Raw genomic sequence first — 24,985 nt, forward strand, 5'->3', positions numbered from 1 at the left:
GGAGCGCTCGCCGCCGAAGTGGATGCCGGTTCGCGGCAGGCGAGCACGTCAAATCAAGGACTTGGTACCGTTCCCGGATGCAAGGCAATCGGGGACGGCTCCAGACGATCCGCAGGATAACGGCCGCAGATCCGATCTAATTCCCAAACGGTAACGGGAACGATAACTCTAGAGGCAGCCGGTTTTGTCGGAGGGCGTTTACCAGACGCCGAGTAATCCGTGCCGGCAGCCACGTCCCTCGGCAGTCTTCAGGGATTGTCAGCAGTCTGCGCGGCTCTTGCAGTAGGAGATGGAGCCCGCGAGGGACCGACCGAGTTCGAGACGATGGTGACCGATCGTGGCACAGATCGACCGTAACATTGCCGTCGCGACCTGGCTCGCGCCGGTCCATTCGGCACAACCGGAGCGGCCGGGCCCGACCCGGCCCGAGACCACCGCCGAGTTCGGCGACCTGTGGCGCATCCTGTGGCGGCGCAAGCGCACCGTGCTGGGCACCGCCCTGGTGCTCGGCCTGCTGGTCCTGGCCTATGCCCTGATCACGCCGTCCCTCTACACCGCCACTGCGCAGATCCTGATCGACCCGCGCGACCGGCAGGTGGTGCTGAACGACGTCAATCCCGGCGCCCTCTCGCCGGATGGCGGCATCGCCCAGGTCGAGAGCCAAGTGAAGGTGATCGAGTCGGACGCCGTCCTCGGCCGGGCCGTGACGCAGGCGCACCTGGAGACCGAGCCGGGATTCGGTGTCGCCCAGGAAGGCCTGATCTCCCGCACCGTCGCGTCGCTGCGCGAGATGGTGCTCGGGCCCAAGCCCGAGCGGCCGGTGGATTCGCGCGGCCGCGCCCTCGACCAGCTGCGGCGCAAGCTCGCGGTCAAGCGTGCCGACAAGGTGTTCGTGATCGACGTGGTCGTCACCACGGTAGACTCGGATCTCTCGGCGCGGATCGTCAACGCCATCGCCAATGCCTACCTGGCGGACCTGACCGAGGCGCGCTCCGACGCGGCCAAGCGCGCCACCGGCGACCTGCGCGGGCGCCTCGACGAGTTGCGCGCCGCCGTCAACGCCGCCGACAAGAAGCTCGAAGACTACAAGGCCCGCAACGGCCTGATCGCGTCGAGCGGCCGGCTCGTGAACGAGCAGCAGCTCACGGATTCGAACGCCAGGCTGGTGGCGGCCCGCGGCCGCACCGCAGAGGCGAAGGCGCGCCTGCAGGGCATCAAGGATGCGCGCGGCCAGGCGGTCGGGTCCGGGGCGATGCCGGAGGCCGTCCAGTCCTCGGCGGTCGACCGGCTGCGCGGGCAATACGCCGAGCTTGCCGCGAAGGAAGCGGATCTGCGCACCAATCTCGGCGAGCGCCACCCCTACATCGCCGCCGTGCGCACGCAGATGCAGGATGTCCGACGGCTGATCGACGCCGAATTGAACCGCATCGCCGGCGCCGCCGAGACCGAGTACCAGCGCGCGCTGGCCAACGAGAAGTCGATCGCGGCCGACTTGGAGAAGCTGCAGAAGCAATCGGCGGTGACCGCGCAATCCTCGGTCCAGCTGCGCGAGCTGGAGCGGGAGGTCGAGGCGGCGCGAACGGTCTACAACACGTTCCTGGTCCGCACCCGCGAGATCAAGGAGCAGTCGGCCATCGACAGCTCGAACGCCCGCATCATCACCTCGGCCCGGCCGCCGCAGGATGCGAGCTGGCCGCCGCGGCTGATCCTGGTCGCCGCGGCCCTCGCGGGCGGCCTCGGGCTGGGCGCCGGCCTCGCGCTGACCCGGGAATACCTGGAGCCGACGGTGCTGTCGCCGCGCCAGCTCGAGCGTCTGTCGAACGCGCCCGTGGTCGCGGTGATCCCGGGGCTGCAGCCGGGCGGGGCCAGCACCGCGGCCGCGCACTTCACCCTGGACCACCTCGCCAGCGACGCGGGAACGCGCAGCCGCTCGCTGGTGCTGCTGGTCACCTCCGGCGAGGCCGAGGCGTCCGAGCGCCGGGCCGTGATCGGGCTGCTCGCCTCGGTGGCGGTGGCCCGCGGCGACCGGGTGCTGCTGATCGATGCGGACCTGCGCGCCGACGGCGCCGGTGCGGCCGGCCTCCTCGACGTCCTGCGCGGCGAACAGAGCCTCAACGCGGTGACGCAGGTCGATCCGAAGACCGGCGCCCGGAGGATCGGGCTCGGCGATACCCAGAAGCCGATCCGCGACGCGCTCGTGCCTGCCCATATCGAGCGCTTCCTGGCGGGCGTGAAGGGCAGATTCGAGCTGGTGATCGTCGATGGCGGTGTGCTGTCGGAAAACCTGCGGCTCGGCCCGATCGCCGCGGCGGCCGACCGGCTGCTGCTCGTCGTCTGCAACGGCGCCACCCGCCAGCGCGACCTGATCGACCTCGTCGACACCTCCGAAGCCCTGGGCCGGCCGGTCTCGGGCTCCCTGCTGCTCGACCGGCGCAGCGCGTGAACACGGCGCGGCCGGCGGGTTTCGCGCACCGGCAGGCGGCGCGGACGCGGCCCGGCGCCGGCCTGGCCCGGGTGGAGTCGCTGGCCTTCGTGCTGCTGACCGTGGTGCTGGTCGGCGTGTCGGGCGGCCTGCTCTGGGCGCTCGGGCTCAACTACGATGGGATCAGCGGCTCCGCGCCTTCGAAGATCCATCCGGCGACCTACATGGCGGTCGCGCTGGTCGGCTGGACGATGCTGCGGGCCGGCAACCCGGTGATCCCGGTGGCCCAGGCGCTCAACCGCCGGCCCGCCTCCGTGCTGCTCGCCACCTGCGGCGTGCTGCTCCTCGTGCTGATCGCGGCCCGCGGCGGCACGGGCCTAGCCGGCTCGATCGACACCTTCGTGCTGTCCGGCCTGATCCCGATCCTGCTCATGGACCGCGACGCCGCGACCCTGCGGCGGGTCGAGACCGTTTTCCACCTGATGATGCTCGCCAACGCGCTGCTCGGCCTGTTCGAGTTCGCCAGCGGTCAGCGCTTCTTCCCGTTCCGGTTCGACGGCATGGCGTTCGAGACCGACACGCGCTCGGCCGCGCTCCAGGGCCACCCGCTGGTCAACGCGACGCTCACCGCGTGCTACATCCTGGCACTCGCGAACGGCGGCGGCCGGCTGAGTCCGGCGCTGCGGGCCGGAATGATCGCCGTGCAGCTCGTGGCGCTCGTGACGTTCGGCGGCCGGTCGGCCACGGTGACCACCTTGGCGCTCGGCGGGATGGTCGGGCTGTTCGCCCTCAACCGGACCCTGCGGAGCAACCGGATCCCCCTGATCGGGGCGGCCTGCGCGTGCTTCGTCCTGACGGCTCTGCCGGTGATGGTCGCGGTGCTCGCGGCGGTGGGCTTCTTCGACACACTGCTCAGCCGGTTCGTTTCCGACGGCGGCAGTGCCCAGGCCCGGGTCGACATGCTGGCGATCTTCGACGCGATCCCGTTCCGGCAATTGCTGCTCGCCCCCGACCTCCTGCAGGTGAGCACCCTGCGGCGGATCTACGGCCTGGAATGGGGCATCGAGAACTCGATCATCTCCGACGTGCTCTACCACGGCATCCTTGTGACGACGCTGCTGGTGGTTGCGGTGGGGCTCTATCTCGGCGAGATCGCCCGCACCTGCCGGCGCGGCGTCTGGCTGCCGATCCTCACCTTCGTCATCCTGATCAACACCTTCGAGGGCTTGGCGGGAAAGACCACCATGCTCGCTAAGTTCGCGATGATGCTGATCGTGCTGTTTCCGCCGGGTGCCCCTCGGGAGCGGGGCTGACGCTTCGGTCGGCTCCTCGGCTTCTCCCACCCATGCCCTCATCCTGAGGTGCGGCCGCGAAGCGGGCGCCTCGAAGGAGCCCTCCAGGGATCACGCGGCTGGCTGGAGGGCTCCTTCGAGGCCTTCGCTTCGCTCCGTCGCCTCAGGATGAGGTGGAGGGTGGGAGGAGCCCCCCGGGGCGAACTTGCTTATCGGCCCCCTCCAAGTCCAAGCGCCGCCACCAGCGCCGGGTCGATGACGTGGGCGTCGTCCATCAGCCCCAGCCCGTCGAACAGGTTCCAGAACGACCAGGCGAAGCCCGCCTGTTCCGCCGCGCGCCGCACGTCGCCGAGATAGGCTGCGCGGTCCGCCGCCCTGGAGGCCGTGTAGCGGGCATCGGTGCGCAATGCCCCGAACTCCCCCATCAATACGTGGCGGGCCGGGATCCCGTAGAGGTCGGCCCAGGCCGAGACCGGGGCCAATTCCTTCGCCAGATAGGCCGGCCCCGGCTCGGCCTCGCCATACTCGCGCAGCTTCGCCTCGATCACCGCGAGATCCCGGGCCTTCTCGGCTTGCGGGATCTTGGGGTCGGCCGCCATGCGGGCGCGGATCGCGGCGAAGGTCTCAGGCAGGCGCGCCGGATTGCCCGGCCAGGGCACGGCGTTCAGCCAGCGGTAGAACGGCTCCTCGGTGAGCCAGGTCGCGCCCTGGTGGGAGAACAGGTACGGCTCGTAGAAGTGGAAGGTGTAGAGCAGCGGCGCGAACCGGGCGAGATTTGCCGGGTCGAGGGCCGTCAGACCGGAGACGAGGCTGCCGCAGGCGCCGGTCGCTATCAATGTCAGGTCCCGCGCAGCCTCCCGGGCGGCGGTGAGGAGCCCCGCCTGGACGCGGTTCCAGGCGCCGGCCCCGCAGGCCTGCGGCGGCTCGTTGACTGGCTCCAGCGCCACCCGGCCGCTGCCCTTCCGGGCGCAGAGCCCGGCCAGCTCGGCGATCAGGTCGCGATAGGCCGGATAGAGCGGCGCCCGATCGGAGCCGTAGAAGGCGTCCGGCGTGTAGTGGTGCGTGGCGGCGTTCGCCTGGACGTTGACGAGGACGCGCATCCCGGTCGCCAGCACGGCGTCGATCGCGGCCGAGAGTGTGCCGAGGAGCTCGGTGCGGCGGGTGCCGGTGAAGGCCACGAACGGTCCGGGATCCAGGGGCAGCCGCGCGAAGTCGAAGCCCAGCCCGGCCAGACGGCGCAGGTCGTCCCGGGTCGGCACGGGGCGGTCGGCCTGGAACGGCGGCCAGGCATAGTCGGTCCGCGGGGCCGGGAACTCGGTGGTAAGCGAGAACCACGGCCACAGGGCGATGCCGCGGCGGAGCGGCAGCGGCTCGGGGGCGGACGCGGCCGGGAGCGCGCCGGTGCTCGCGACAGCGAGCCCGCCGGCCAGGATCTCCCGCCGGCTCGCCCTCATCCGTCGATCCCGGCCGTGGCCCGGGCGGGGCTCGCCTCCACGCCGGAACGCGAGCGTGGCAGCCGAGGGTAGCCGCCGACCCGGCGCAGCTCGTCTTCGTAGGCGGCGAGAATATCGTCCCAGCGAAAGCGCTCGGCCTGCGCGCGCGCCGCCTCGCGAGCGGCCACCACCGCGTCGTCGTCGGCGAGAACCCGCTCGATCGCGGCGGCGCAGCTGTCGCCGTCGGTGAAATAGAACTGACCGTCGCCGGCCGTGCCGCGGTTGAACGGGTTGTCGTGGGCGATCACGGCGTTGCCGGCCCACAGCGCTTCCACCAGCGACGGGTTGGTGCCGCCGACCGTGTGGCCGTGGAGATAGGCGCGGGCGTGGACCCGCAGGCTCTGGACCAGGTCCGGCTCGTAGATTGCCCCCGGCATCAACACCTCCAGCCCGGCGGCGTCCTCGACCGCGCGGTGATAGGCGTTGCCGACCTTCAACGTTCCGAGCACCACGAGCCGCATGCCCCGCGGCTTGCGTGAGAACGCCTCGACGAGGGTCAAGATGTTGTTGTCGGGCTCAATGCGGGCGATCGAGACCAGGTAGCGGCCGGGGGCGAGCCCGAGGGGCGGCGGCCCGAGATCCGGCGGCGGCGGATCGCCCCCGTAGGGAATCGTCGCGATGGCGCTGCGCGGGCGACGCCGGGCGAGATGATCGGCAATGGCCGGGTGATCGGCGACGAGCCGCTGCGACGACCAGGCCGCGATCCACTCGCTCAGGTAGAAGAACGCCCGCACCGGCAGCGGCCATTTCGGCCGGCGCCACTCGATCCCGTCCATGTTGATCAGGATCTTGGCGCCGCGCGCCCGCAGGTAGGGCAGGAACGCCGCGCCGTTATAGCCGAGCACCAGGCAGACGCCGCCCCGAGCCGCCGCGTCGTGCACGCAGATCGCGTCGAAAGCCAAGGTCGCGGCCGGACCGCGTAGCGCAACTTCCACGGTGATCAGGTCGATGCCGTTCCAGGTCCGGGTCGAGACCCGGTTCCGCACCCGCTCGACCTCCGCCTGACAATACACGCCGACCCGCCATCCGCGACCGGCGAGATAGAGCGCGAGTCGTTCGGCGAAAGTCTCGAAGCCGCCATGGGCGGCCGGAATCCCGCGTGTCCCAAGGATAAGTAGTGTGGGCGCATCGACGGGCACAGCTCTTCCTTTCTTGTTAGCGGCTCATATTGTACGGAGACAGGAATAACGGTCGCCTAAACAGGCGATACAACTCACAGTTGTTATAGCCTGATAAGTATTCATCTTATGGTAGATAGCTCGATACTCGCGACATCATCTAGCCCAGTTGGCGCTCGTGGGGCATCGCATCCGTTCGGTTTTGGGCCGGAGACGACGCAGACCCTGCAGCGTGATGCGGTCACCGCCGCACCGGGAGCCACCGGGGCCGCGGGCTCGTTCGCCTTCGGGCGTGCACACGGAAGCGCGCCGGTCACCCGCATCACCTGCGTGCACCAGGGTTTCGAGCTCTACGGTTCGGATCGCTGCTTCATCGAGACGGTGCGGACCATCCGGGCCGCCCATCCGGCGGCGCGAATCGACGTGGTCCTGCCCCGGCGCGGCCCGATCGTCGCGGCGCTCGAGCCCTATGCCAGCGCCATCGTGATCGAGCCGCTGTGGATCCTGCGGCGCAAGAACCTCGCCCGGCTCGCCACACTGGGGATGATGGCGCTGCCCTTCGCTATGGCCCGGGCGCTTCGGCGCCTCCGCGACAGCGACCTGGTCTACGTCAACACCACCGTGGTGGCCGATTACCTGCTCGCCGCGCGTCTTCTGCCGGGCCGCAGCATCGTGCATGTCCACGAGATCCCGGAAGGCGCCGTGCTGAAGGTGCTGCGCGGGCTGATCCGCTGGAGCGGCGCGAACGTGGTGTTCAACTCGCGCGCCACCGAGCGTGCCTACGCGTTGCCCGCCGAGGCGACGGCGCGCGTGGTCTACAACGGCATCGCCGGGCCGGCCGAACCGAACGATCGGGCCTATGACGGGACACGGCCCCTGCGGGTGCTGATGCTCGGCCGAATCAGCCGGATCAAGGGTCAGGACGTGCTGGTCGAGGCGCTGGCCTCCCTGCCGGAGGCGGTTCGCAGACGGATCGAGCTCAAGATCGTCGGCAGCGCCTTCGAGGACGCGGCGCGCGAGGAAGCGCTGGACGCCCGGATCGCCGAGACCGGCCTGTCGAAGCAGGTCACGCTCCAGCCGTTCGTGGACGACCCGTCGTCGCTCTACCGCTGGGCCGACGTGGTGACGATGCCGTCGCAGCGTCCGGAATCGCTCGGCCGGGTTGCGATCGAGGCGATGTCCTATGGCGTGCCGCCGCTGGTCACCGATATTGGCGGCCTCCCGGAGGTCGTGGCCGACGGCAAGACCGGCTGGATCGTGCCCCCCGGCGGCCCGGAGCCGATCGCCGTATTGCTCGCCCGCATCGCCACGGATCCGGCCAGCTGGAGCGGCTTCGGCGCGGCGGCCCGGGCACGCTACGAGACCCTATTCTCGGAAGCCTCGGCCGCCGAGGGGATCGACAGCATGGTCCGGGCGACCCTGCGGGGCGTGCGCAACTCGGACACGGCAGTGACGGCGGAACGGACCGCGCGTCCGACGGCCTGAGCGGCGAGCCTCCGGTCTTCTAAATGCGGCCCAGGAACCGGAATTCGCCTTTGAGCGATCTTCGGTGGACAATCACCGGTGCTGTCAAATTCGGTAAGTACCGTTCGCCGATAATGGTCTCTGCGCAGATCGTTGGCGGTTCGGCGGGTCTCGAAGCGGCGGCTCGACACGGCGCGCCCCGCCCGCCGCGCGCGTTGGGCGTCTGAGGGTAGCCGGCGGTCTTCCGTCGGCGTGCAAGCCGGACCGGCGGAGGGAACGCCTCGTCATGGATGTCGTCGGGTTCATCACGCAGATCATCGACCGGGTCTCGGCCCAGAACCTGGTCGCTGCGGGGCTGCTGTTCGCCACCGCGTTCGGCTGCGCCCTGATCGCCTACCTGCGCACCGCCGAGCGCTACTCATTCGCCGAGTTCTTCGAATTCGCGCTGCCGCACGAGGTGATGACCCACCCGTCCGCCCGGGCCGACCTGCTGTTCTACGTCACCCGCAAGGCGATCATGCCGTTCCTGCTGATCCCGGCCGGCGTGACCTTCGTGGTGGCTGTCGGCTACGCAACCAACCGGCTGCTGGGCAGCATCTTCGGGATCGACCAACCGGTGTTCGGCGAACCCGGGCCGGTGACCGTGGTGCTGTTCACCCTCACCATGCTGCTCGCCTACGACCTGTCCTACTACCTCTACCACACGGCCCAGCACCGCTACCCGTTCCTGTGGGAGCTGCATAAGGTCCATCACTCCGCCGAGGTGATGGTCGGCATCACCAAGGATCGGGTCCACCCGCTCGACGAGCTGATGAACCGCGCCTGGGACGGGGTGATCCCCGGGATCTGCTTCGGGATCTGGAGCCTGCTGGCCCTGAACCCGGTCGAGCTGACGGTGTTCGGGATCAACGTCTACATCATGCGCAACATCCTGATGATGGATTTCGTGCGCCACACCCATTTCAAGATCTCGTTCGGGAGGCTCAATGCGGTGATCCTCTGCCCGCACTGGCACCAGCTCCACCATTCGACGGCGCCCCAGCATTACGACAAGAACTTCGGCCTGCTGTTCTCGTTCTGGGACCGCCTGTTCGGAACCCTGCACGTGCCCGATCCGAACGAGGACTTCACCTTCGGCCTGGTCGATCGGGATGTCGCCGATTATCAATCCCTATCGGGGCTCTACGTGCTGCCTCTCAAGAAGATGGGCCGGCGGATCGCCCGGCAGGTCCGCCGCCTGCGCGGCCTCCCCGCCCAGCCCCGCTCCGGCGCCTGACCATGTCCCCTGAACGCTTCGAGATCGTCCGCAGCGCCGAGCGGCTCGCCGCCATCAGACCGGCCTGGACGGATTTGTGGGCCCGCAGCGGCGCCCTGGTGTTCCAGAGTCACGCCTGGATCTCGGCCTGGTGGGCCAGCGCCCCGGACCGGGATCGCCGAGCGCTGGCGATCGTGCTGGCCTGGCGCGGCGACACCCTGGTCGGCATCCTGCCGCTGGCCACGGTGCGGCGAAAAGGGTTCCGCGTGCTCGAATGGGCCGCCAAGGACTGCTCCGATTTCGGCGACGCCGTGCTGGCGGACCGCACGAATGCCGGGCTCGTCCGGCGGATGTGGCAGCAGGCCAGCCGGGCCGGCGGCTTCGACCTCGCCTACCTGAACCGGCTCCTGCCCGACGCCGCCGCGCGGGCGCTGCTCACACCGATCGCCGGGAGCACGCGCCTACGCCTCAATCACCGGGACGAGGCGAACTGGCGGGTGCGCGGACCCTGGCCGACCGGGCAGGCCTGGTTCGATGCGCAATCGAAGAAGACCCGCCAGAACTATCGCCGAGGCCAGAAATCCATGGGCGAGCACGGCCCGCTGACGTTCCGGCTGCTCGGCCCCGAGGAACCGCTCGGACCAGTGCTCGACACGCTCACCCAATTCAAGCGGGCGTGGCTCGCGACCCACAACCTGCCCTCCACGGCCTTCTACGATGAGGGCTCGCAAGCGCTGCCCGCCATGGTCAAAGTGCTGGCCGAGACCGGGCTGCTGCACGCCTTCGTGCTCGAATGCGGCGGCGCGCTCGTCGCCGTCTCGATCAACTTCGTCCAGGCCGGCACGATGATGGCCTTCGTCACCACCTACGACCCGGCCTTCGAGCGCGGCTCGCCCGGGATGGTCCTGATGATGGACTACATCATGTGGTCGATCGACCGCGGGCTGCACACGGTGGATTTCCTGTGCGGCGACGAGGGCTTCAAGGGCCGCTTCGGGACCGAGAGCCTGACCCTGGCCTCGATGATGGGCGGACGCACGCCGCAAGGCACGGCAGCGCATCTGGTCGACCGCACGCGGCACGCGCTGGAGCAGCGCTTCGGAAAGTCGGAGACGGCGGAGGCTGAGGCTGCAGCGTGAACGGGTGAAGCGTCTCAGGTGAAGCGGATGCTGAGCCGTCTCTGGAAGGGGCCTCCCAACAGGGGTACCGGGCGGTCGCGCTAGGGCGATTCCGGAGCCGCAGCTTCTTCAGCCCGCGGCCCCCCCGCCAAGCGGCGAAACGCGCCCACCGACCACACAAGCGTCGCGATTTCGGAGGCCAGAAGCCCGAGGAGCGCAGTCGCCGGCGGCAGCAGGAGCAGCAGCGGCACCATGAGGGCGAAGCCCAGAGCGGCGCTCGCAACCGCCCCGGCGGTGATCGTCCGGAAAGCCGCGGAGGCTTCGAGATAGGCGCGCGGAATCGCGTAGAGCAGCGACGTCGTCACGACGGCCCAGACGCCGAGGCCGATCCAGCCCATGGCCTCGCCCGCGAAGCGCCCCTTGAACAGCACCTGCTCGATCAGCGGCAGGGTGGCGGCCATCACCAGGCCGTAGACGAGGCAGGCGCAGGCGATCAGCAGGACGTGGCGCATCACCAGCCGCCGGGCGGCCTGGACCTGCCCGGCGGCCAGCAGGCCGCTGATCTCGGGCAGGACCATGTTCATCAGGGCGCTCGTGGGGATGCGCAGCGGCGCGTACAGCACCAGCGTCGCGGCGATCGGCGCATAGGCGGCCGGCCCGGCCAGCAGGGCGAATAGGAGCGTCAGGCCCTGGCCCTGGACGGTGAGGCTGGTGACGCCGGCAAGCGACCAGGCGAGGGTCCGCCAGATCGCCCGATAGCGCGCCCGGGCCCGGGCGTGGAGCGAGACGCGCAGGCGCCGGCGCAACGCTGTGTAGGCCACCGCGATGGCGATGGCGTGCGCCAGGGCAATGGCGAGGAATGCCCGGTCGAGCAGGGCCGTGCCCTCGCCGCTCAGCCCCCACCAGACGAACAGGCCGCCGCAGATCGCGTAGACGAGGTCGCTCAGGCCCGCGATCCGCGGCCGCCCCTGGGCCAGCAGCACGATCCGCAGGTAGCTGCGGAAGCCGTAGAGACCCACGAACGCCCCGGCCGCCAGGGCGCCGAGGCCGATTACCGGGACCAGGGCCACGCCGGTGGCGAGCGCCATCAGCACGGAGACCAGGGCCGCGCCGGAGCCGAACATCACGTCGTAGCCGAGCGCCGCCGGCCGGCCGAGGCTCCGGGCGAGGTGGAGCGTCGCCGGCACCGCAACCAGGGCGCGGATATAGGTGATGCCGACCGCCCCGACCGTGAACACGATCGCGAACAGGCCGTAATCGTGCGCGCCGAGTTCGCGCACCAACAGGATGTTCAGCGCGAAGTGGAACAGGCTCTGGATCAACTCGCCGGAGAGGATCACGGCGAAGCGTCCGGACAAGCCGGCGCGCAATGTCGTGGCGAGGCGCAGGCTGCGGGCCGGCATGGGGATGGTCTCACCGGGTCGCGGCATGAATCTCGGCATGATGGTGAGGGCGGTATCCCTCCGGGGATTACGGCCGCGCTTCGACCCGATGATCTAGGCGCGGCCCCCGGCGCGGCATCCGCATTCGCCCGACGGACGCACGGAAACTATCACCCGATCGCTTCCGTTCGGTTTCCGGCGCCGCGGCCGACGAGCAGGCGTTCGAGCGCAGCGAGACAGCGTGCGACATCGTCCTCGTCAGCCCAGACATGCGGGCTCAGGCGAAGCGCCCCAGACCGGTCGCTCGCGAAAACGTTGGCCTCCCGCAGGCGATCCACGAAGTTTTCGGATAAGCCGCCAAGCGCACGCGCGCCGACGATGTGGCCTGCTCGCAGATGCCGCGGCGCGACGGCGAGGCCCAGCGCCGCGACGCCTTCGGCCAGATGGTCGGTGAGCCCACGCAGCCGCGCCGCGACGGACGGGACGCCCCACCCTTCGATCAGTTCGAGGCCGGTCGCCGCCATGGACAGGGAAACGGGATCGTTCACTTCGCCGCGGTCGTAACGCCGGGCGCCGGCCACGGGTGCGCGGTTCCCGGTATGCTCCTCGATCGGCATCCCGTCCTGCCGATGGCGCGCGGCATACAGGAACGCGACGCCGTAGGGGCCGAGCGCCCATTTGTAGGTCGGGAAGGCGAGGAAATCGGGCCGCCAGCGCGCGACCTCCACGGGCATCGCCCCTACGGCCTGCGTCGCGTCGATCACCAGGGCAGCGCCGGCGTCGTGCACCGCCGGGGCGAGCCGGTCGAGGTCGATCAGGCCGCCATCGGTCCAGTGCAGCGGCGTCAGGGTAGCGACCGCGAGGGGCTTTGCCCCCGGACGCCGAATCGCCTCCAGCAGAGCGGCCGTCCAGTCTCCGTCCGCCGGCCGGGCGACCGCCTCGATGGTGAGATCATAGGTGGCCGCCAACCGGTCGAAGGCATAGCGCAGGGACGGGAACTCGTCCTCCACCCGCAACAGGCGCCCGCCCCGTGCGGGGACGAGGTTGCGCGCGGCCGTCGCCATGGCGTGGCTCACGGAGCCCACGATCGCGATATCGTCGGTGGCCGCCCCGATCAGTCGCGCCGCCGCCCCGCGGGTCCGTTCGGCGAGGGCCGGAATCTCCAGCCGGGAAAACGTCCAGGGCTGGCTCTTCACAAGGATGCCGGCCTCGCCGGCCGCCCGAACGGTGCGCGGCAACGGCGACCACGCCGCAGCATCCAGGTAGCTGACATCCGCCGGCACCTCGAACAGGTGACGTTGGCAGGGAATCGCATCGACAGTCGGCATGATGGCGGCGAGCGTAGAGGATCGTCCGCACCGCCGCCATGGTCCGGGCTTGATCGGTCAGCCCCGATGCCGCAAGCCGGCAGGCGACAGCCCCGCGAGGCAACCGTGCCGATCCGCTCCCTGCCCAAGACCGCCACCGCGTCCCGATGGGACGCCTGAGCCGCGATTGCTTCGACGCCGGACCCGAGCCGATGCGGGTCGCCGAGGCGGTGGCGCTGCTGCGCGCTCGGCTGCCGGTCCTGTCGGGAATCGAATCGGTCTCCGTCGATCGGACCGACGGACGTGTCCTGGCGGAGGACCTGATCGCCCCGATCGATCTTCCCCCGTTCGATAATTCGGCGGTCGATGGCTACGCCGTGCGGGCCGACGACCTCGCACCCGCGGGCGAGACGCGTTTGCCGCTCGGCGGCCGCGTCCCGGCCGGCTACGCCCCGGCCGATCCCGGGCCGGGCTTCGCGGTGCGGATCTTCACCGGCGCGCCGATGCCGCCTGGGACCGACACGGTGGCGATGCAGGAGGATGTCCGGATCGACGGTGATGCCGTCATCCTGCCGGCCGACCTCGCCCCGGGAGCCAATCGGCGCCGGGCCGGGGAGGATGTCGCGCGCGGCAGCCGCGCGATCCCGGCCGGCACCCGGCTGGGTCCGCGCCATCTGGCGCTCGCCGCGGCGCTCGGCCCGGCGGGGTTGCGGGTGCGGGTGCCGCTCAGGGTCGCCTTGTTCTCCACCGGCGACGAGCTGACTCCGCCGGGCCACAAGCTGCCGCCCGCCGGCATCCACGACGCCAACCGGCCGATGCTGGCGGCTCTGCTGCGCAGACTTGGCGCCGAACCCGTCGACCTCGGCATCCTCCGCGACGCGCCAGGCCCACTGCGCCAACGCCTCGAAGCGGCTGCCGCCGCGCACGACCTCATCCTCACCTCCGGGGGCGTCTCGGTGGGCGAGGAGGATCACGTCCGCACCGCCGTGGAAGCCTCGGGCGCGCTGACCTTCTGGCGGCTGGCGATCAAGCCGGGCCGGCCGGTGGCCTTGGGCCAGGTGGCCGGTACGCCCTTCGCCGGCCTGCCGGGCAACCCGGCTGCCGCCTACGTGACCGCCCTGGCCGTGCTCCGGCCGCTGGTCCTGCACCTGTCGGGGGCGTACGACACGGCGCCGACGCTGACCGTCCGCAGCGGCTTCGCCCGGGAGAAGCGCCCGGGCCGGCGGGAATACCTCCGCGTCTGCCTGCAGACCGGCGCCGACGGCGTGCTCGAGGCGGTGCCGGCCCCCGGCGGCGCGCTGTCGGGTCTGTCGGCCAGCGACGGGCTGGTGGAGTTGGCGGAGGATCTCACCGCGATCCGGGTCGGCGATGCCCTGCCCTACCGGTCGCATGGGGATCTGGGGTGAACTGTTGTTCCAGCCCATGAGCCTGTAGAGCGTCAGCCCCGTCCACACCCGATCTGTTCGAGACACCGTGCCCCTGCTCGCCGACCGCGCCCCCGCCAAAGTCAACCTGACGCTCCACGTGCTCGGGCGCCGGGCCGGAGACGGCTACCATGAGCTGGAAAGCTTGGTGGCCTTCGCGGGCACGGCAGACCGGCTGACCCTCGACCCCGACGCGCCGTTCGGCCTCACCGTTAGCGGCCCGACCGCGGGTCCCGCCGGACCGACACAGGACAACCTCGTCCTGCGCGCCGCCCGCGGGCTGGCGGCGCGGGTGCCGTCGCTGCGGATGGGGGCGTTCCATCTGGTCAAGCGCCTGCCGGTCGCCGCCGGGATCGGCGGAGGCTCCTCCGATGCCGCCGCCGGCCTGCGGCTGCTGGCGCGGCTCAACGAGCTGCCGCTCGATCATCCGGCCATGGTCGCCGCCGCCCGCGAGACCGGGGCCGACGTGCCGGTCTGCCTCGACCCGCGCGCCCGGATGATGCGCGGCGCCGGGGAGGAGATCGGCCCGGTGCTCGGCCTGACGCCGCTGCCGGCGGTGCTGATCAATCCCGGCGTGCCGGTGCCGACCGCCCCGGTTTTCAAAGCTTTGGGCCTCGCGGTCGGGCAGAAACGCGACGGCGCCCCGCATCCCACCATCGCCGGGGGGCTCGACGCCGACGCCCTCGTGACGACAATCACCCCGGCCCGGAACGATCTGGAGGCGCCGGCGCTGACGGTCGCCCCGGTGATCGGCGAGGCCCTGGCGGCTCTGCGCGACCAGGCCGGCTGCCGCCTGGCGCGGATGTCGGGCTCGGGGGCGACGGTGTTCGCCCTGTTCACCGACCGGCGCGCTGCCGTTCGCGCCGCCGCAGCCCTGCGGGCCGCCCATCGGGGCTGGTGGGTGGCGCCGACCTTCCTGCGCTGACCGACGCCGCGCCTCCTCTCAAACCCCGATCGCCCTCACGCGCTCGCGGCCCCGCCGGAAATAGGCCCGGCGCTCGGCCTCCGCGCGGACCGTGGAGGCACGGACCTGCAGCAGGTCCTTGCGGGTGAGCAACCCGACCAGAGCCCCGCTCGCCGGATCGGTGACCGGAAGGCGCCCCTGCCCGGCCGAGAGCATCACGTCGAGGGCGTGCGAAACCACGTCGCCCGGATGAACGACCGCGAGGTCGGCATCCGAGACGCGTTCTGCGAGGGTGCCATCGGTCCCGGCGCCCTCCCCCGTCTCCATGGTCCAGCGCAAGGCATCGTCGCGCGTGACCAATCCCACCGGCCGGTGGGCGCCGTCGAGCACCGGATAGGCGTGATGGGCGCCGGCGGTGATCGCCGCGAGCGCCTCGGCGAGCGGCAGGTCCGCGTCCAGGGTCGCGACCTCGCGGGTCATCACCGCCTCGACCCGGGCGAGGTCGTAGGGATCGATGCCGTATTCCCGGGTCACGTGCTGGCCGCGCCGGGCGATCTTTTCGGTGAGGATCGAGCGCTTGAGCAGCAGCACGGTCACCACGTAGGCCGCCATCGTGGCAGCGAGCAGCGGCGCCAGGGCGGCGACGTCGCCGGTCACCTCGACGGCGAACACCACCCCGGTGAGCGGGGCCGGAAGCGTCCCGCCGAGCAGTGCCGCCATGCCGAGCAGCGCCCAGAAGCCGTGCGCCCCCGGGAGGACGAGACCGATCAGCCAGCCGATCGCGCCGCCCAGGATCAGCAAAGGCGCCAGCACGCCCCCGGACGTGCCCGAGGACAGCGCCGCGAGCCAGATCACCGCCTTCACGACGAGGATCGTCAGCACGGTGCCGGCCAGCAGATGCCCGGAAAGCAGGTCGCGGATCACGTCGTAGCCGACGCCGAGCGCCCGCGGCTCCACGAGACCGCCAAGGCCGACCGCGAGGGCGCCGAGGGCCGGCCACCACATCCAGTGGATCGGCAGGCGGCCGAACCCGTCCTCCAGCGCGTAAAGGGCCCGGGTCAGGACGCCCGAGATCAGCCCGCAGGCGATCCCGAGCAGGGCGCAGGCGGGCAGGCCCCACCACGGCAGGGACGGGTTGTCGGTAAACGGGAACAGCGGCCCGGCCTCGAACAGGGCGGGGCGCCAGCACGCAGCGGTCACCGCCCCGACCGTCACCGGCACGAGGCTACGCGGCCGCCACTCGAATAGCAGCACCTCGACGGCAAGCAGCACCGCAGCCACCGGCGTCCCGAAGATCGCCGTCATGCCGGCCGCGGCGCCAGCCACCAGCAGGGCTTTTCGCTCGGCCGCGCTGAGATGGAAGAACTGCGCGAACAGCGAGCCCACCGCGCCTCCGGTGACGATGATCGGTCCCTCGGCGCCGAACGGGCCGCCGGTGCCGATCGCCACCGCCGAAGAGAGCGGCTTGAGCACGGCCACCTTGGGCGACATCCGGCTGCCGCCGATCAGGATCGCCTCCATGGCCTCCGGGATGCCGTGACCGCGGATCTTTTCCGAGCCGTAGCGCGCCATGGCACCGACGATCAGCGCGCCGATCACCGGGATCGCGATCATCCACGGCCCGGGCGTGGTGCCGGCCAGGGAGGTCAGCGCGGTATCGAGCCGGCCGTACCAGACGGCGTTGGTCACAAGGCCGATCAGGGTGAGCAGGATCCAGGCGGTGCCGGTAGCGGCCGTTCCGGTGATCACCGCCAGTCCGGCAAGCGTCAGCACCCGCCGGTCGGCGCTGAAATCGCCGAGCGCACGCCGCAACGGCCTGTCGCCGCCGCGCTCTTTATCCGGTCCGCCGTCCATAAGGTCCTCCCTTTACCCGCTGTCAATTGTATCGTGATACGATATGTTCAATAGCGGGACGACGGGAGCGTATTGGTGCGGCAGGGTCGGCGAGGCCCTATGGTTGCCGGGCTTGGTGGTGACGAACGCCCAGGACCAGCATCAGGGAGGTCGCTGTGGACACCGACGAGCCCGAGACGGAACCGCTCTCCCGAGAGCAATACGCCGCGCTGGCGGAGTTCCGGTACCGGCTGCGGCGCTTCCTGGCGTTCAGCGAAGCGGCCGCGGCGCGGGCCGGCATCCCGCCGCAGCAGCATCAGGCGCTTCTGGCCCTGGCCGGCCATGCCGGGCGCGCGCCACCGACGGTCGGATTGCTGGCCGAGCAGCTCCTGATCGCCCCGCACAGCGCGGCCGAGCTGGTCGCCCGCATGGTCGAGGGCGGCCTGCTGACCAAGGCGCGGGCCGCGGAGGATCGCCGGCGCAGCGAGCTCGCCCTGACGCCCCGGGCCGAAGCGCTGCTGCGGTCCCTGACCGCGACACATCTGGAGGAGTTGCGCGGGCTCGCGCCGGCACTGGCAGGAGCGCTCAAGCCTGCGGCGTCTTGACGCGCCGCGAAGCCGCTGATCTGTTCCCCCCGGGGGGTGACGGGATGGCGGATCAAGACGGTTCGGAAGCGCGCAGCACCAAGCTCCGTGGCTTCTTCGCAGCCCTGGTCGCGAACCGGAATGCGGCCGACCCGCGCATCGAGGCGGCCTTCGCGGCGGTTCCGCGCGAGCCGTTCGCCGGCCCCGGCCCCTGGTCGATCCTGGCCTCCAACGTCTGGCGATCGCGGGATCGCGGGCCGCTCTACGTGTCCACCCCCGACGACGATCCGGCCTTCCTCTATCAGGACGTGCTGGTCGCCCTCGACGCCGCCCGCGGCATCAACATCGGCCAGCCGAGCCTGCATGCCCTCTGCCTGGACGCCCTTGCGCCCCAGCCCGGGGAGACGGTGATCCAGGTGGGCACCGGCAGCGGGTACTACACGGCCCTGCTCGCCCAGCTGGTCGGGCCGGAGGGCCGGGTTCACGGCCGCGAGATCGATCCCGAACTCGCCGAGCGAACGGCACGCAATCTCGCCCCCTGGCCCTGGGCTCAGGTCGAGGCGCGCTCCGGCGTGGCGGATCGGCTGCCGGCGGCCGACGCGGTCTACGTCAATGCCGGCGGGCCGCGCCCGGCCCAGGCCTGGCTCGAAGCCCTGCGGCCGGAGGGAAGGCTGCTGTTCCCACTCCAGTCCGGCAAGAGCCGGGGCGGCATGCTGCTGATCCGTAGGGGCGCGGATTCCACCGCTTGGCCCGCCCGGTTCGTCTCACCGTCGGTCTTCATCCCCCTCCAAGGCCTGCCGGAAGACGAGGGCGGCGGCTTGTCGAAGGCCTTCGCGCAGGGGCAGATCACGGCGGTCCGCGCGATCCGCTTCGGCGAGCAGCCGGATGCGAGCTGCTGGTACGATGGCGGCGATTGGTGGCTCTCCACGCGGGAGCCGTAGCTTCAGCGCGCCCGGGCGACACAGAACTCCACCGCGCCGTTGAGCGCGTCCTTCACCGACCCGTCTGGAAAGATGTCGAGGGCGGCACGGGCCTGGGCGCCGTAATGGTGGGCGCGGGCCACTGTCTCCTCTAGGGCGCCGTGGCGCTGGAGCAGGTCGAGGGCGGTGCCGAGGTCGTCCTCGCCGATCTCGCCCTGCTGCAGGGTCCGTCGCCAGAAGCCGCGCTCGCCCTCGCTCCCCCGCCGGTAGGCCAGCACGATCGGCAGGGTGATCTTGCCCTCGCGAAAGTCGTCGCCGACGTTCTTGCCGAGCTCGGCCGAGGTGCCGCCGTAATCGAGCACGTCGTCGATCAGCTGGAAGGCGATGCCGAGATTCATCCCGTAAGCGCGGGCGGCTGCCTGTTCCGCCTCGGGCCGGCCGGCCAGCACCGGCCCGACCTCGCAGGCGGCGGCGAACAATTCGGCGGTCTTACCGCGGATCACCGCCAGATAGGCGGCCTCGTCGGTCTCGAGGTTCTTGGCGTTGGTGAGCTGCATCACCTCGCCCTCGGCGATCACCGTGGCGGCGGCGGACAGGATGTCGAGCGCCCGCAGGGAGCCGACCTCGACCATCATCCGGAAGGCCTGGCCGAGCAGGAAGTCGCCGACCAGCACCGAGGCCTCGTTGCCCCACTTGATCCGGGCGGCGACGCGGCCGCGGCGCATGTCGCTCTCGTCGACGACGTCGTCGTGCAGCAGGGTCGCGGTGTGCATGAACTCGACGCTGGCGGCGAGCTTCACGGCGCCGGAGGCCGCGCCGTCGTAGCCGCAGAGCTTGGCGCAGGCGAGCGTCAGGATCGGGCGCAGGCGCTTGCCGCCGCTGGCGATCAGGTGGTTGGCCACCTCGGGGATCATCGCCACGTCGGAGCCGGTGCGCGACAGGATCGTGGTGTTGACCCGCGCCATGCCGTCCGCCACCAGCGCGACGAGGTCGTTCAGCCCCGCCTCGGCCTCGGGCTTCGGATTCTCGATGGAGAGGGCCATACCCAAGATCCGCGACCTCCAGACCGGTTCCCCCGCAGGGAGCGGGCGATCCCTTCGCACGCGCCTCGCGGCGCCGCAACATCGGCGCCACGAAGATATGGTGCGAAGAGAATGCGCGGCGAACGCGACGAATGCGCCGGACGACCGGCATTGCGTCGAAGAATTGCGATGATCGTCCTGATTTCCGCGAATGATCCGGTGCTGATCGGATTCGCCCGCTCGGTGCTCGAGGCGGCCGAGATCCCAGTTCTGGTGGCCGACAGCCACATGAGCGTGATGGAAGGCTCGATCGGGGCGTTCGGTCAGCGCCTGATGGTGCCGGGGGATTGGGCGCCCCAGGGCCGCCGGTTGCTCAAGGATGCCGGGCTAGCGCACGAGTTGCGCGACCCGTGAGCGCGGAGCCGGACGCGTTCCTGGGCGGGATCCTGCGCCTGCACCAGCCGCCCCGGGGGGCGCACCGGGCCGGAACCGATGCGGTGCTGCTCGCCCGGCTGCTGTCCCCGGCGCCGGGGGACCGGCTCTGCGATGTCGGCGCTGGCACCGGCGCGGTGGGCCTGGCCTGCGCAGCGCTCCACCCCGGCACCCGCGCGACCCTGGTGGAGCGCGACCCGGTGCTGGCCGAGTTGATCCGGGCCAACGCCGCCCTCAACCGCATCGACGCGGCGGTGATCGAGGCCGACGTGCTTGCCCCCGGGGCCGCGCGCCGCGCGGCCGGGCTGGTGCCGGACAGCTTCGATCTCGTCCTGACCAACCCACCGTTCTTCATTGCGGGCCGCCACCGCCCCTCGCCGCATCCCGGCAAGGCGACGGCGCACACGTTTCCCGAGACCAGCCTGGACCTCTGGATCCGCGCCTGCACGGCGATCCTGCGACCCGGGGGCCGGCTCGGGCTCATCCACCGGGCCGACGCCCTGCCGGCCTGCCTCGACGCGCTCAAAGGCCGCTACGGCGGACTCGCGATCCGCCCGGTCCAGGCCAAAGCCGAGGCCCCGGCGATCCGGGTTCTGATCGCCGCGACGCGGGGCAGCCGGGCGGCGCTCAGCCTGCTGCCGCCCCTGGTGCTGCATGGCCAGGACTCGAAAACGTTCACTCTGGAAGCCGAGGCGCTCCACCGGGGCGCCCCCTGGCCGCCGGCCTGATCAGGCCGCGAGCGCGGTCGGCGCCACGTCGCGGATCCCCAAGAACCGCTCGACGGCGGGCAAGTCCGAAAACCCCAAAAATTCCGGGCGGAGCGGCTCGGGCAGGCCATCGAAGTTGAGCCCCGGGAAGGTGTCGGGATGCGGGTAGAGCTGCCACTCGGCCCCGGGCTCCACCGGCGGGAACAGGATCGCAACCTTTTCCGCGCCCAACCGGACGATCCGGGTCGGGCTGTACGACAGGGTCTCGATGGTCCAGCCCCGATGGTGGTCCCGGCGGGCCTTCAGGGTCCGGTTGCGCGTCGCGCGATGCATGGCGGTCTCCTGCGGTTGGGGGAATGGTGTGAGGGTCAGGCGGCGCTGCGGCGGCCGGCGCGCTTGGGCCAGCCGAGCGCCACGAGGCGCGCCTTGGCGTAGTCGCGGACCTCGTCGCGGGTGCCGGGCGGCATTGCGGCCAGGATCGCCTGGGTGGCGCCGTCGAGCATCAGGTCGGTCACGTCGTTGATGGTCGCGGCCTCGTCGATCCGCCGTTTGAGGTCGCCCTCGGCCTCGGTGACCTCGTCGAAGGGCTGGGCCTCCTCGAAATCCTCGTCCACCGCCCGGACCGTGGGCAGCTGCGACCGGAACTCGTCGGCCTCCTCCTCGGAATAGACCAAGCCGTGGAGCTCGATCAGCTTGAGGATGACGCGGTCCTTCCCGCGCTTCTCGGCCATAGCGTAGACGTAGGCCGCCTGCTTGCCCGAGACGCGGTAGTTCACGTTGACCAGCGCTTCGCCCATCGACCACTCGATCCGATCGGCGGCCGGCTTTGCGCCGGCCTTGGCCCCAGGCAGGCGCCCGGTCACGAGCAGCACGGCCTCGTCCCGCTCGGCCCGGATGATGGTCGGCGGCTCGAACACGATCCCGGCCTGCGCCGCGATGCGCTCCAGGGTCTTGTGGTAGATCACAGCGGTGCCCTGGACGCGCCAGACGTTGCCCCCGAAGGGCTCCCCGTAGCGCACCAGGATGTCGGCGATCTGCTTGTCGGCGGTTCGCATGCGGGCTCATTCCGGTGAGAGACGGCTGCGTCATCCACAGCTTTCTACGGCGACGCTCTTTGTTCCTGTTTTGTTTCATCGTATATGCTTGATCGTGGTGGTGTGTGCAAGGGTCGGGGCGGGCTGACCTCGGCGATTGAGGCAGGCTGTGTTAGGAAGTCCTGCTCTAACCGGTCGGTCAGCCGAGCCAGCGCGATGTGGCGCTGGGTCTGCCGCTCCAGGCAGCGGCTCGACGGGATGCGGTCGAGGCAGCCGGACAGGTAGATCTTGAGCAACGTCGCCGGATGGTAGGCCGGACACCGACGGCACCGTACTTGCTAAGCCGAGCGTCGTCAGATCAAATTCGTCAACCAACACTTCGGCGAGGTGGCCCGGATGGTCCGAGGTTACGTCGTCGTCCAGACGATGAGGAAGGAACTGGGTCTGACGACCATCCTCGCCTACGATGAAACGCTTCATCGCGACTTCCACAAATTGGAAATTACTTTACCAGATCAGAATATTTTTACACACCTGTACTCATTGTAAAAATTGGGAACGTCTGCCTTCAGACGCTTGGTGACCCAAGGCTAAGCCACCGATACGTCTGAACTTTTGTCGAAAAATCTTCAAGAAAGGCGTACGTAAAAGTAATTTTATGCGCCATATCCCAACAATGATCTCAATTATATACTAATATACGGATCAAAACCCCCACAAATCAATATCAATAATTTGAAAATAGGAAATACTCCTTATCAGCGCCTGCCCATCCCGCATCGCCGCCCTTGTAAGCGATCAGGCGGCATATTTTGTCCTGTAAGCCAGCGATGCACGCCCTGGACTGTAAGCGCATATTGAGCAGCATCTATATTTGGTTGCGTTCGGATCAATATGCATTATAAGCTTGTAGAGACCGCAATAAGCAATAAAAGATGTATTGACAAAGGTATTACAAGTACTAAAAATTTTAAATCCAGAATTTTGCGCTGGTGGATATGGGGATGATCTATGGACGACGAAAGGCATCAAGCAGCCCTCGACGGCGTCCGTGGTTTTGCAGCCTTTTCAGTTGTATTATTCCACATCGGGCACTGGCTTGATGCCCCATTGGCATCCAATAGTTTTTTAGCAGTCGATCTATTTTTCCTCCTAAGCGGTTATGTGCTGACTCTCGCTTACGATGGCCGGCTCGCATTTGATTTGCCGGTCGGCCATTTTATCGTTCTTCGCCTCGTGCGTCTGATGCCGCTCGTTATACTTGGAACAATGATGAGCGCTGTCTATGTAATACTACGCATTCACGTAAAGCACGATGACTTGTCCATATCGGATCTCGCAACAGCAGTCGTACTCGGCGCCGTCGACCTGCCGTACTTGACAGCGCCCCTCGTGATCGGCGGAAATCAGGCATTTCCACTCAATGGTCCTCAGTTTTCGCTGTTTCTCGAAGTCGTCATCAACATTGTTTGGGCCAGTTCAGCCTTCCTTCGAAATAAGTGGGTGGCCTGTTTTATTGCGATTGTCTGCTTCGGCGCCCTCGCGACGATAGGACATCTTGGGGGAGATACGCCTGAAACGTTTATCAGCGGCTTCCCGCGGGTCGGGGCTTCATTCCTGGGCGGGATCGCGATCTTTCACCTTGATCGTGCTTTGGCACCCTCGCGTTGGTGGTCGACGACATTCTGGATTTGCTGCGTCGTCACCCTTGCAACGTTCTACGCCCCGAAGCTGCCGACGGCCTACCAAATCACCTGGATCGCGACTGTTTCGCCTCTCTTGGTGCTATCCGGCGCACGCACCATTTTACGCGGGCGAATTCGCAGTGCAGCCCTCTTCGGCGGTCGATTATCATATCCAATTTATATCCTTCATTATCCTGTATTTGTTTGGATAAATGGTGTCTATCAAATTATCATAAAGCGGCGAGATATTGCAATCGAAGGCGCCGCCCTGATGCTTATTATCACTTTAGTCTCATTCGTTGTTTTAAAAATCTATGACGAACCGGTGCGGAACAGGATCAATAAGTGGCTCAAGCAATCCACCGCCAGCAGGATTTTTCGAACGGCGGATTAAGTCCCGTGTCCAGCTCGACTGGAACCGGGCCTAACTAAGGTCCGCTTGGAGACGGTCATCTGGGTGAATGGAACGCCCAGTGGAGTCGAGATCAGAACGTCTGCTTCGCGGCAAAGAGCCAGGGTCTGGTGCCGCCCTTTTCGAACATGTGGCCTTCAGGCCTTGCCGTAGCAACCGGATCACGTCACGGCACGCGCGCAATCACGAGGCGGGACGAGCGGACCGCCTCAGAAACCTGGTCTCGGTCAGTTCGACGGATAACGCCCACAACCGCTCGGCCTCTCCAGGATCCACCGCGTACGCCTTCACGCCCACGAACGGCTCATCCGCCGCTTCGGCCCGCACGGCCACGTCGCAATCCTCGCAATAGAGGCCGCCCAGCCCGTCGAGCTGCGGCGCGGTCGCCGCCCAGACCTGTGTGGCGGCGCCCTGGGCCGGCGTCTTGAAGGTCGGGTCCGCCGGTGCGCCGGACGCGTCGAGCCAGCCCTCCGCGATCATCTCGGCCTGCGTCAGGTGGCGCTGGAGCGGCGTGAAGATCTTGCCCGGATGCAACGAGAAGGCGCGGATGCCCCGGTCCCGTCCCAGCCGGTCGAGATGCACCGCAAACAGGGCGTTGGCGGTCTTCGCTTGGCCGTAGGCGCGCCACTTGTCGTAAGCAGACGTGAACTGGAGGTCGTCCCAGCGGATCGGCGAGAGGTGGTGCCCGGCCGAGGACACCGCGATCACCCGGGCGCCGGCCCCGAGCAGCGGCAGGAGGCGGTTGGTCAGGGCGAAATGGCCGAGATGGTTGGTAGCGAACTGCGCCTCCCAGCCCGGGCCGACCCGGCTCTCCGGGCAGGCCATGAGGCCGGCATTGTTGATAAGCCAGTCGATCGGCCGGCCGGCGGCCAGGACGCCTTCGGCGAAACGCCGGACGCTGGTGAGGTCCGACAGGTCGAGGGCTTCGACCGTGACCCCGCGAATGTCTCGGGTCGCGGTCCGGGCGGCATCCGGATCGCGGGCGCCAACCAGGATTGTCGCGCCCGCTCCCGCGAGCGCCCGGGTGGTCTCGAGGCCCAGGCCCGAATGACCCCCGGTGATGAGGGCGCGCCGCCCCGTCAGGTCCCGCCCGGCGAGGACATCGGCGGCGGTGCTGCGGGCGCTGAAGCCCGATCCGAGCGGTTTCTGGTGATCGGTCATCATCCTGCTCCGAGGC

22 protein-coding genes are annotated in these 24,985 nt (G+C 69.3%); 12 read left to right on the forward strand and 10 right to left on the reverse strand.

What is annotated here, in order from left to right:
- The first annotated feature begins 337 nt into the window (after nt 1-337).
- On the forward strand, nt 338-2,443 hold the full coding sequence (locus tag MKL09_RS17185; RefSeq protein WP_244022073.1) for a GumC family protein: 2,106 nt from the start codon (nt 338-340) through the stop codon (nt 2,441-2,443).
- Nucleotides 2,440-3,735, forward strand: a complete 1,296-nt coding sequence (locus MKL09_RS17190) for a VpsF family polysaccharide biosynthesis protein (protein ID WP_244022075.1) — start codon at nt 2,440-2,442, stop codon at nt 3,733-3,735. Before MKL09_RS17185 ends, MKL09_RS17190 begins: the two co-directional genes overlap by 4 nt.
- A gap of 188 nt (nt 3,736-3,923) precedes the next feature.
- Here the strand turns inward: MKL09_RS17190 and MKL09_RS17195 are convergent, their stop codons facing one another.
- Nucleotides 3,924-5,168: a glycoside hydrolase family 5 protein gene (locus tag MKL09_RS17195; RefSeq protein WP_244022077.1), complete on the reverse strand. Its 1,245-nt coding sequence runs from the start codon at nt 5,166-5,168 to the stop codon at nt 3,924-3,926.
- Entirely contained in the window at nt 5,165-6,346 is a 1,182-nt protein-coding gene (locus tag MKL09_RS17200) for a DUF1972 domain-containing protein (protein ID WP_244022079.1), read from the reverse strand. Before MKL09_RS17200 ends, MKL09_RS17195 begins: the two co-directional genes overlap by 4 nt.
- A gap of 309 nt (nt 6,347-6,655) precedes the next feature.
- On the opposite strand from MKL09_RS17200, the gene MKL09_RS17205 reads away from it, so the two are divergent.
- The 3 genes from MKL09_RS17205 to MKL09_RS17215 all read left to right on the forward strand — a co-directional run bounded on the left by MKL09_RS17205 (nt 6,656) and on the right by MKL09_RS17215 (nt 10,183).
- Entirely contained in the window at nt 6,656-7,810 is a 1,155-nt protein-coding gene (locus tag MKL09_RS17205; RefSeq protein WP_409566942.1) for a glycosyltransferase family 4 protein, read from the forward strand.
- Between the two features lie 265 nt (nt 7,811-8,075).
- The gene (locus MKL09_RS17210) at nt 8,076-9,065 is read left to right on the forward strand and encodes a sterol desaturase family protein (RefSeq protein ID WP_244022080.1); all 990 of its coding nucleotides are present in this window, start codon (nt 8,076-8,078) and stop codon (nt 9,063-9,065) included.
- A gap of 2 nt (nt 9,066-9,067) precedes the next feature.
- Complete coding sequence (locus tag MKL09_RS17215; protein ID WP_244022081.1) at nt 9,068-10,183, forward strand: GNAT family N-acetyltransferase; 1,116 nt, start codon at nt 9,068-9,070, stop codon at nt 10,181-10,183.
- An 80-nt stretch (nt 10,184-10,263) separates the two neighbouring features.
- On the opposite strand, the gene MKL09_RS17220 is transcribed toward MKL09_RS17215, so the two are convergent.
- Entirely contained in the window at nt 10,264-11,592 is a 1,329-nt protein-coding gene (locus tag MKL09_RS17220) for a hypothetical protein (protein ID WP_244022082.1), read from the reverse strand.
- Between the two features lie 122 nt (nt 11,593-11,714).
- The gene (locus MKL09_RS17225; RefSeq protein ID WP_244022083.1) at nt 11,715-12,872 is read right to left on the reverse strand and encodes an aminotransferase class V-fold PLP-dependent enzyme; all 1,158 of its coding nucleotides are present in this window, start codon (nt 12,870-12,872) and stop codon (nt 11,715-11,717) included.
- Between the two features lie 146 nt (nt 12,873-13,018).
- Between MKL09_RS17225 and glp the strand changes: the two genes are divergently transcribed.
- Nucleotides 13,019-14,257: a gephyrin-like molybdotransferase Glp gene (glp, locus tag MKL09_RS17230; RefSeq protein WP_244022084.1), complete on the forward strand. Its 1,239-nt coding sequence runs from the start codon at nt 13,019-13,021 to the stop codon at nt 14,255-14,257.
- A 67-nt stretch (nt 14,258-14,324) separates the two neighbouring features.
- Nucleotides 14,325-15,200 carry a 4-(cytidine 5'-diphospho)-2-C-methyl-D-erythritol kinase gene (locus MKL09_RS17235; RefSeq protein ID WP_244022085.1) on the forward strand — a complete coding sequence of 292 codons (876 nt, stop codon included), beginning with the start codon at nt 14,325-14,327 and terminating at the stop codon, nt 15,198-15,200.
- An 18-nt stretch (nt 15,201-15,218) separates the two neighbouring features.
- Here the strand turns inward: MKL09_RS17235 and MKL09_RS17240 are convergent, their stop codons facing one another.
- Nucleotides 15,219-17,033: a chloride channel protein gene (locus MKL09_RS17240; RefSeq protein ID WP_244022086.1), complete on the reverse strand. Its 1,815-nt coding sequence runs from the start codon at nt 17,031-17,033 to the stop codon at nt 15,219-15,221.
- A gap of 155 nt (nt 17,034-17,188) precedes the next feature.
- On the opposite strand from MKL09_RS17240, the gene MKL09_RS17245 reads away from it, so the two are divergent.
- Together MKL09_RS17245 and MKL09_RS17250 are read left to right on the forward strand one after the other, a co-directional pair.
- Nucleotides 17,189-17,617 (forward strand): MarR family winged helix-turn-helix transcriptional regulator, encoded by a 429-nt coding sequence (locus tag MKL09_RS17245; protein WP_244022087.1) that lies wholly within the window; start codon nt 17,189-17,191, stop codon nt 17,615-17,617.
- Nucleotides 17,618-17,661: 44 nt separating this feature from the next.
- Nucleotides 17,662-18,537, forward strand: coding sequence for a protein-L-isoaspartate O-methyltransferase family protein (locus MKL09_RS17250; protein ID WP_244022089.1), 876 nt, complete (start codon nt 17,662-17,664; stop codon nt 18,535-18,537).
- Between the two features lie 2 nt (nt 18,538-18,539).
- On the opposite strand, the gene MKL09_RS17255 is transcribed toward MKL09_RS17250, so the two are convergent.
- Nucleotides 18,540-19,559, reverse strand: coding sequence for a polyprenyl synthetase family protein (locus MKL09_RS17255; RefSeq protein WP_244022090.1), 1,020 nt, complete (start codon nt 19,557-19,559; stop codon nt 18,540-18,542).
- 168 nt (nt 19,560-19,727) lie between these two features.
- Here MKL09_RS17255 and MKL09_RS17260 point away from each other — a divergent pair, with 168 nt between their 5' ends.
- Together MKL09_RS17260 and MKL09_RS17265 are read left to right on the forward strand one after the other, a co-directional pair.
- Nucleotides 19,728-19,952, forward strand: a complete 225-nt coding sequence (locus tag MKL09_RS17260) for a DUF2007 domain-containing protein (protein WP_244022091.1) — start codon at nt 19,728-19,730, stop codon at nt 19,950-19,952.
- Nucleotides 19,949-20,698 carry a tRNA1(Val) (adenine(37)-N6)-methyltransferase gene (locus MKL09_RS17265; protein WP_244022092.1) on the forward strand — a complete coding sequence of 250 codons (750 nt, stop codon included), beginning with the start codon at nt 19,949-19,951 and terminating at the stop codon, nt 20,696-20,698. The genes MKL09_RS17260 and MKL09_RS17265 overlap by 4 nt, the downstream gene beginning before the upstream one ends.
- Here MKL09_RS17265 and MKL09_RS17270 read toward each other — a convergent pair whose 3' ends face one another.
- Genes MKL09_RS17270 through MKL09_RS32365 form a run of 3 tightly spaced genes read right to left on the reverse strand, consistent with a single transcriptional unit; the run spans nt 20,699 to nt 22,007 of the window.
- Nucleotides 20,699-21,010, reverse strand: a complete 312-nt coding sequence (locus MKL09_RS17270) for a hypothetical protein (protein ID WP_244022093.1) — start codon at nt 21,008-21,010, stop codon at nt 20,699-20,701.
- A 35-nt stretch (nt 21,011-21,045) separates the two neighbouring features.
- A complete protein-coding gene (locus MKL09_RS17275) occupies nt 21,046-21,732 on the reverse strand; it encodes a trna delta -isopentenylpyrophosphate transferase (RefSeq protein WP_244022094.1) in 687 nt (228 codons plus the stop codon).
- Nucleotides 21,733-21,776: 44 nt separating this feature from the next.
- On the reverse strand, nt 21,777-22,007 hold the full coding sequence (locus tag MKL09_RS32365; RefSeq protein WP_409566943.1) for a hypothetical protein: 231 nt from the start codon (nt 22,005-22,007) through the stop codon (nt 21,777-21,779).
- A 715-nt stretch (nt 22,008-22,722) separates the two neighbouring features.
- Here MKL09_RS32365 and MKL09_RS17280 point away from each other — a divergent pair.
- Complete coding sequence (locus tag MKL09_RS17280; RefSeq protein WP_244022095.1) at nt 22,723-23,790, forward strand: acyltransferase family protein; 1,068 nt, start codon at nt 22,723-22,725, stop codon at nt 23,788-23,790.
- A gap of 201 nt (nt 23,791-23,991) precedes the next feature.
- Here the strand turns inward: MKL09_RS17280 and MKL09_RS17285 are convergent, their stop codons facing one another.
- Nucleotides 23,992-24,969, reverse strand: a complete 978-nt coding sequence (locus MKL09_RS17285) for an SDR family NAD(P)-dependent oxidoreductase (protein WP_244022150.1) — start codon at nt 24,967-24,969, stop codon at nt 23,992-23,994.
- Nucleotides 24,970-24,985: the final 16 nt, after the last annotated feature.

Origin of the sequence: Methylobacterium sp. J-048, assembly GCF_022829515.1 — a bacterium.
In the GTDB taxonomy this organism is placed as follows: domain Bacteria; phylum Pseudomonadota; class Alphaproteobacteria; order Rhizobiales; family Beijerinckiaceae; genus Methylobacterium.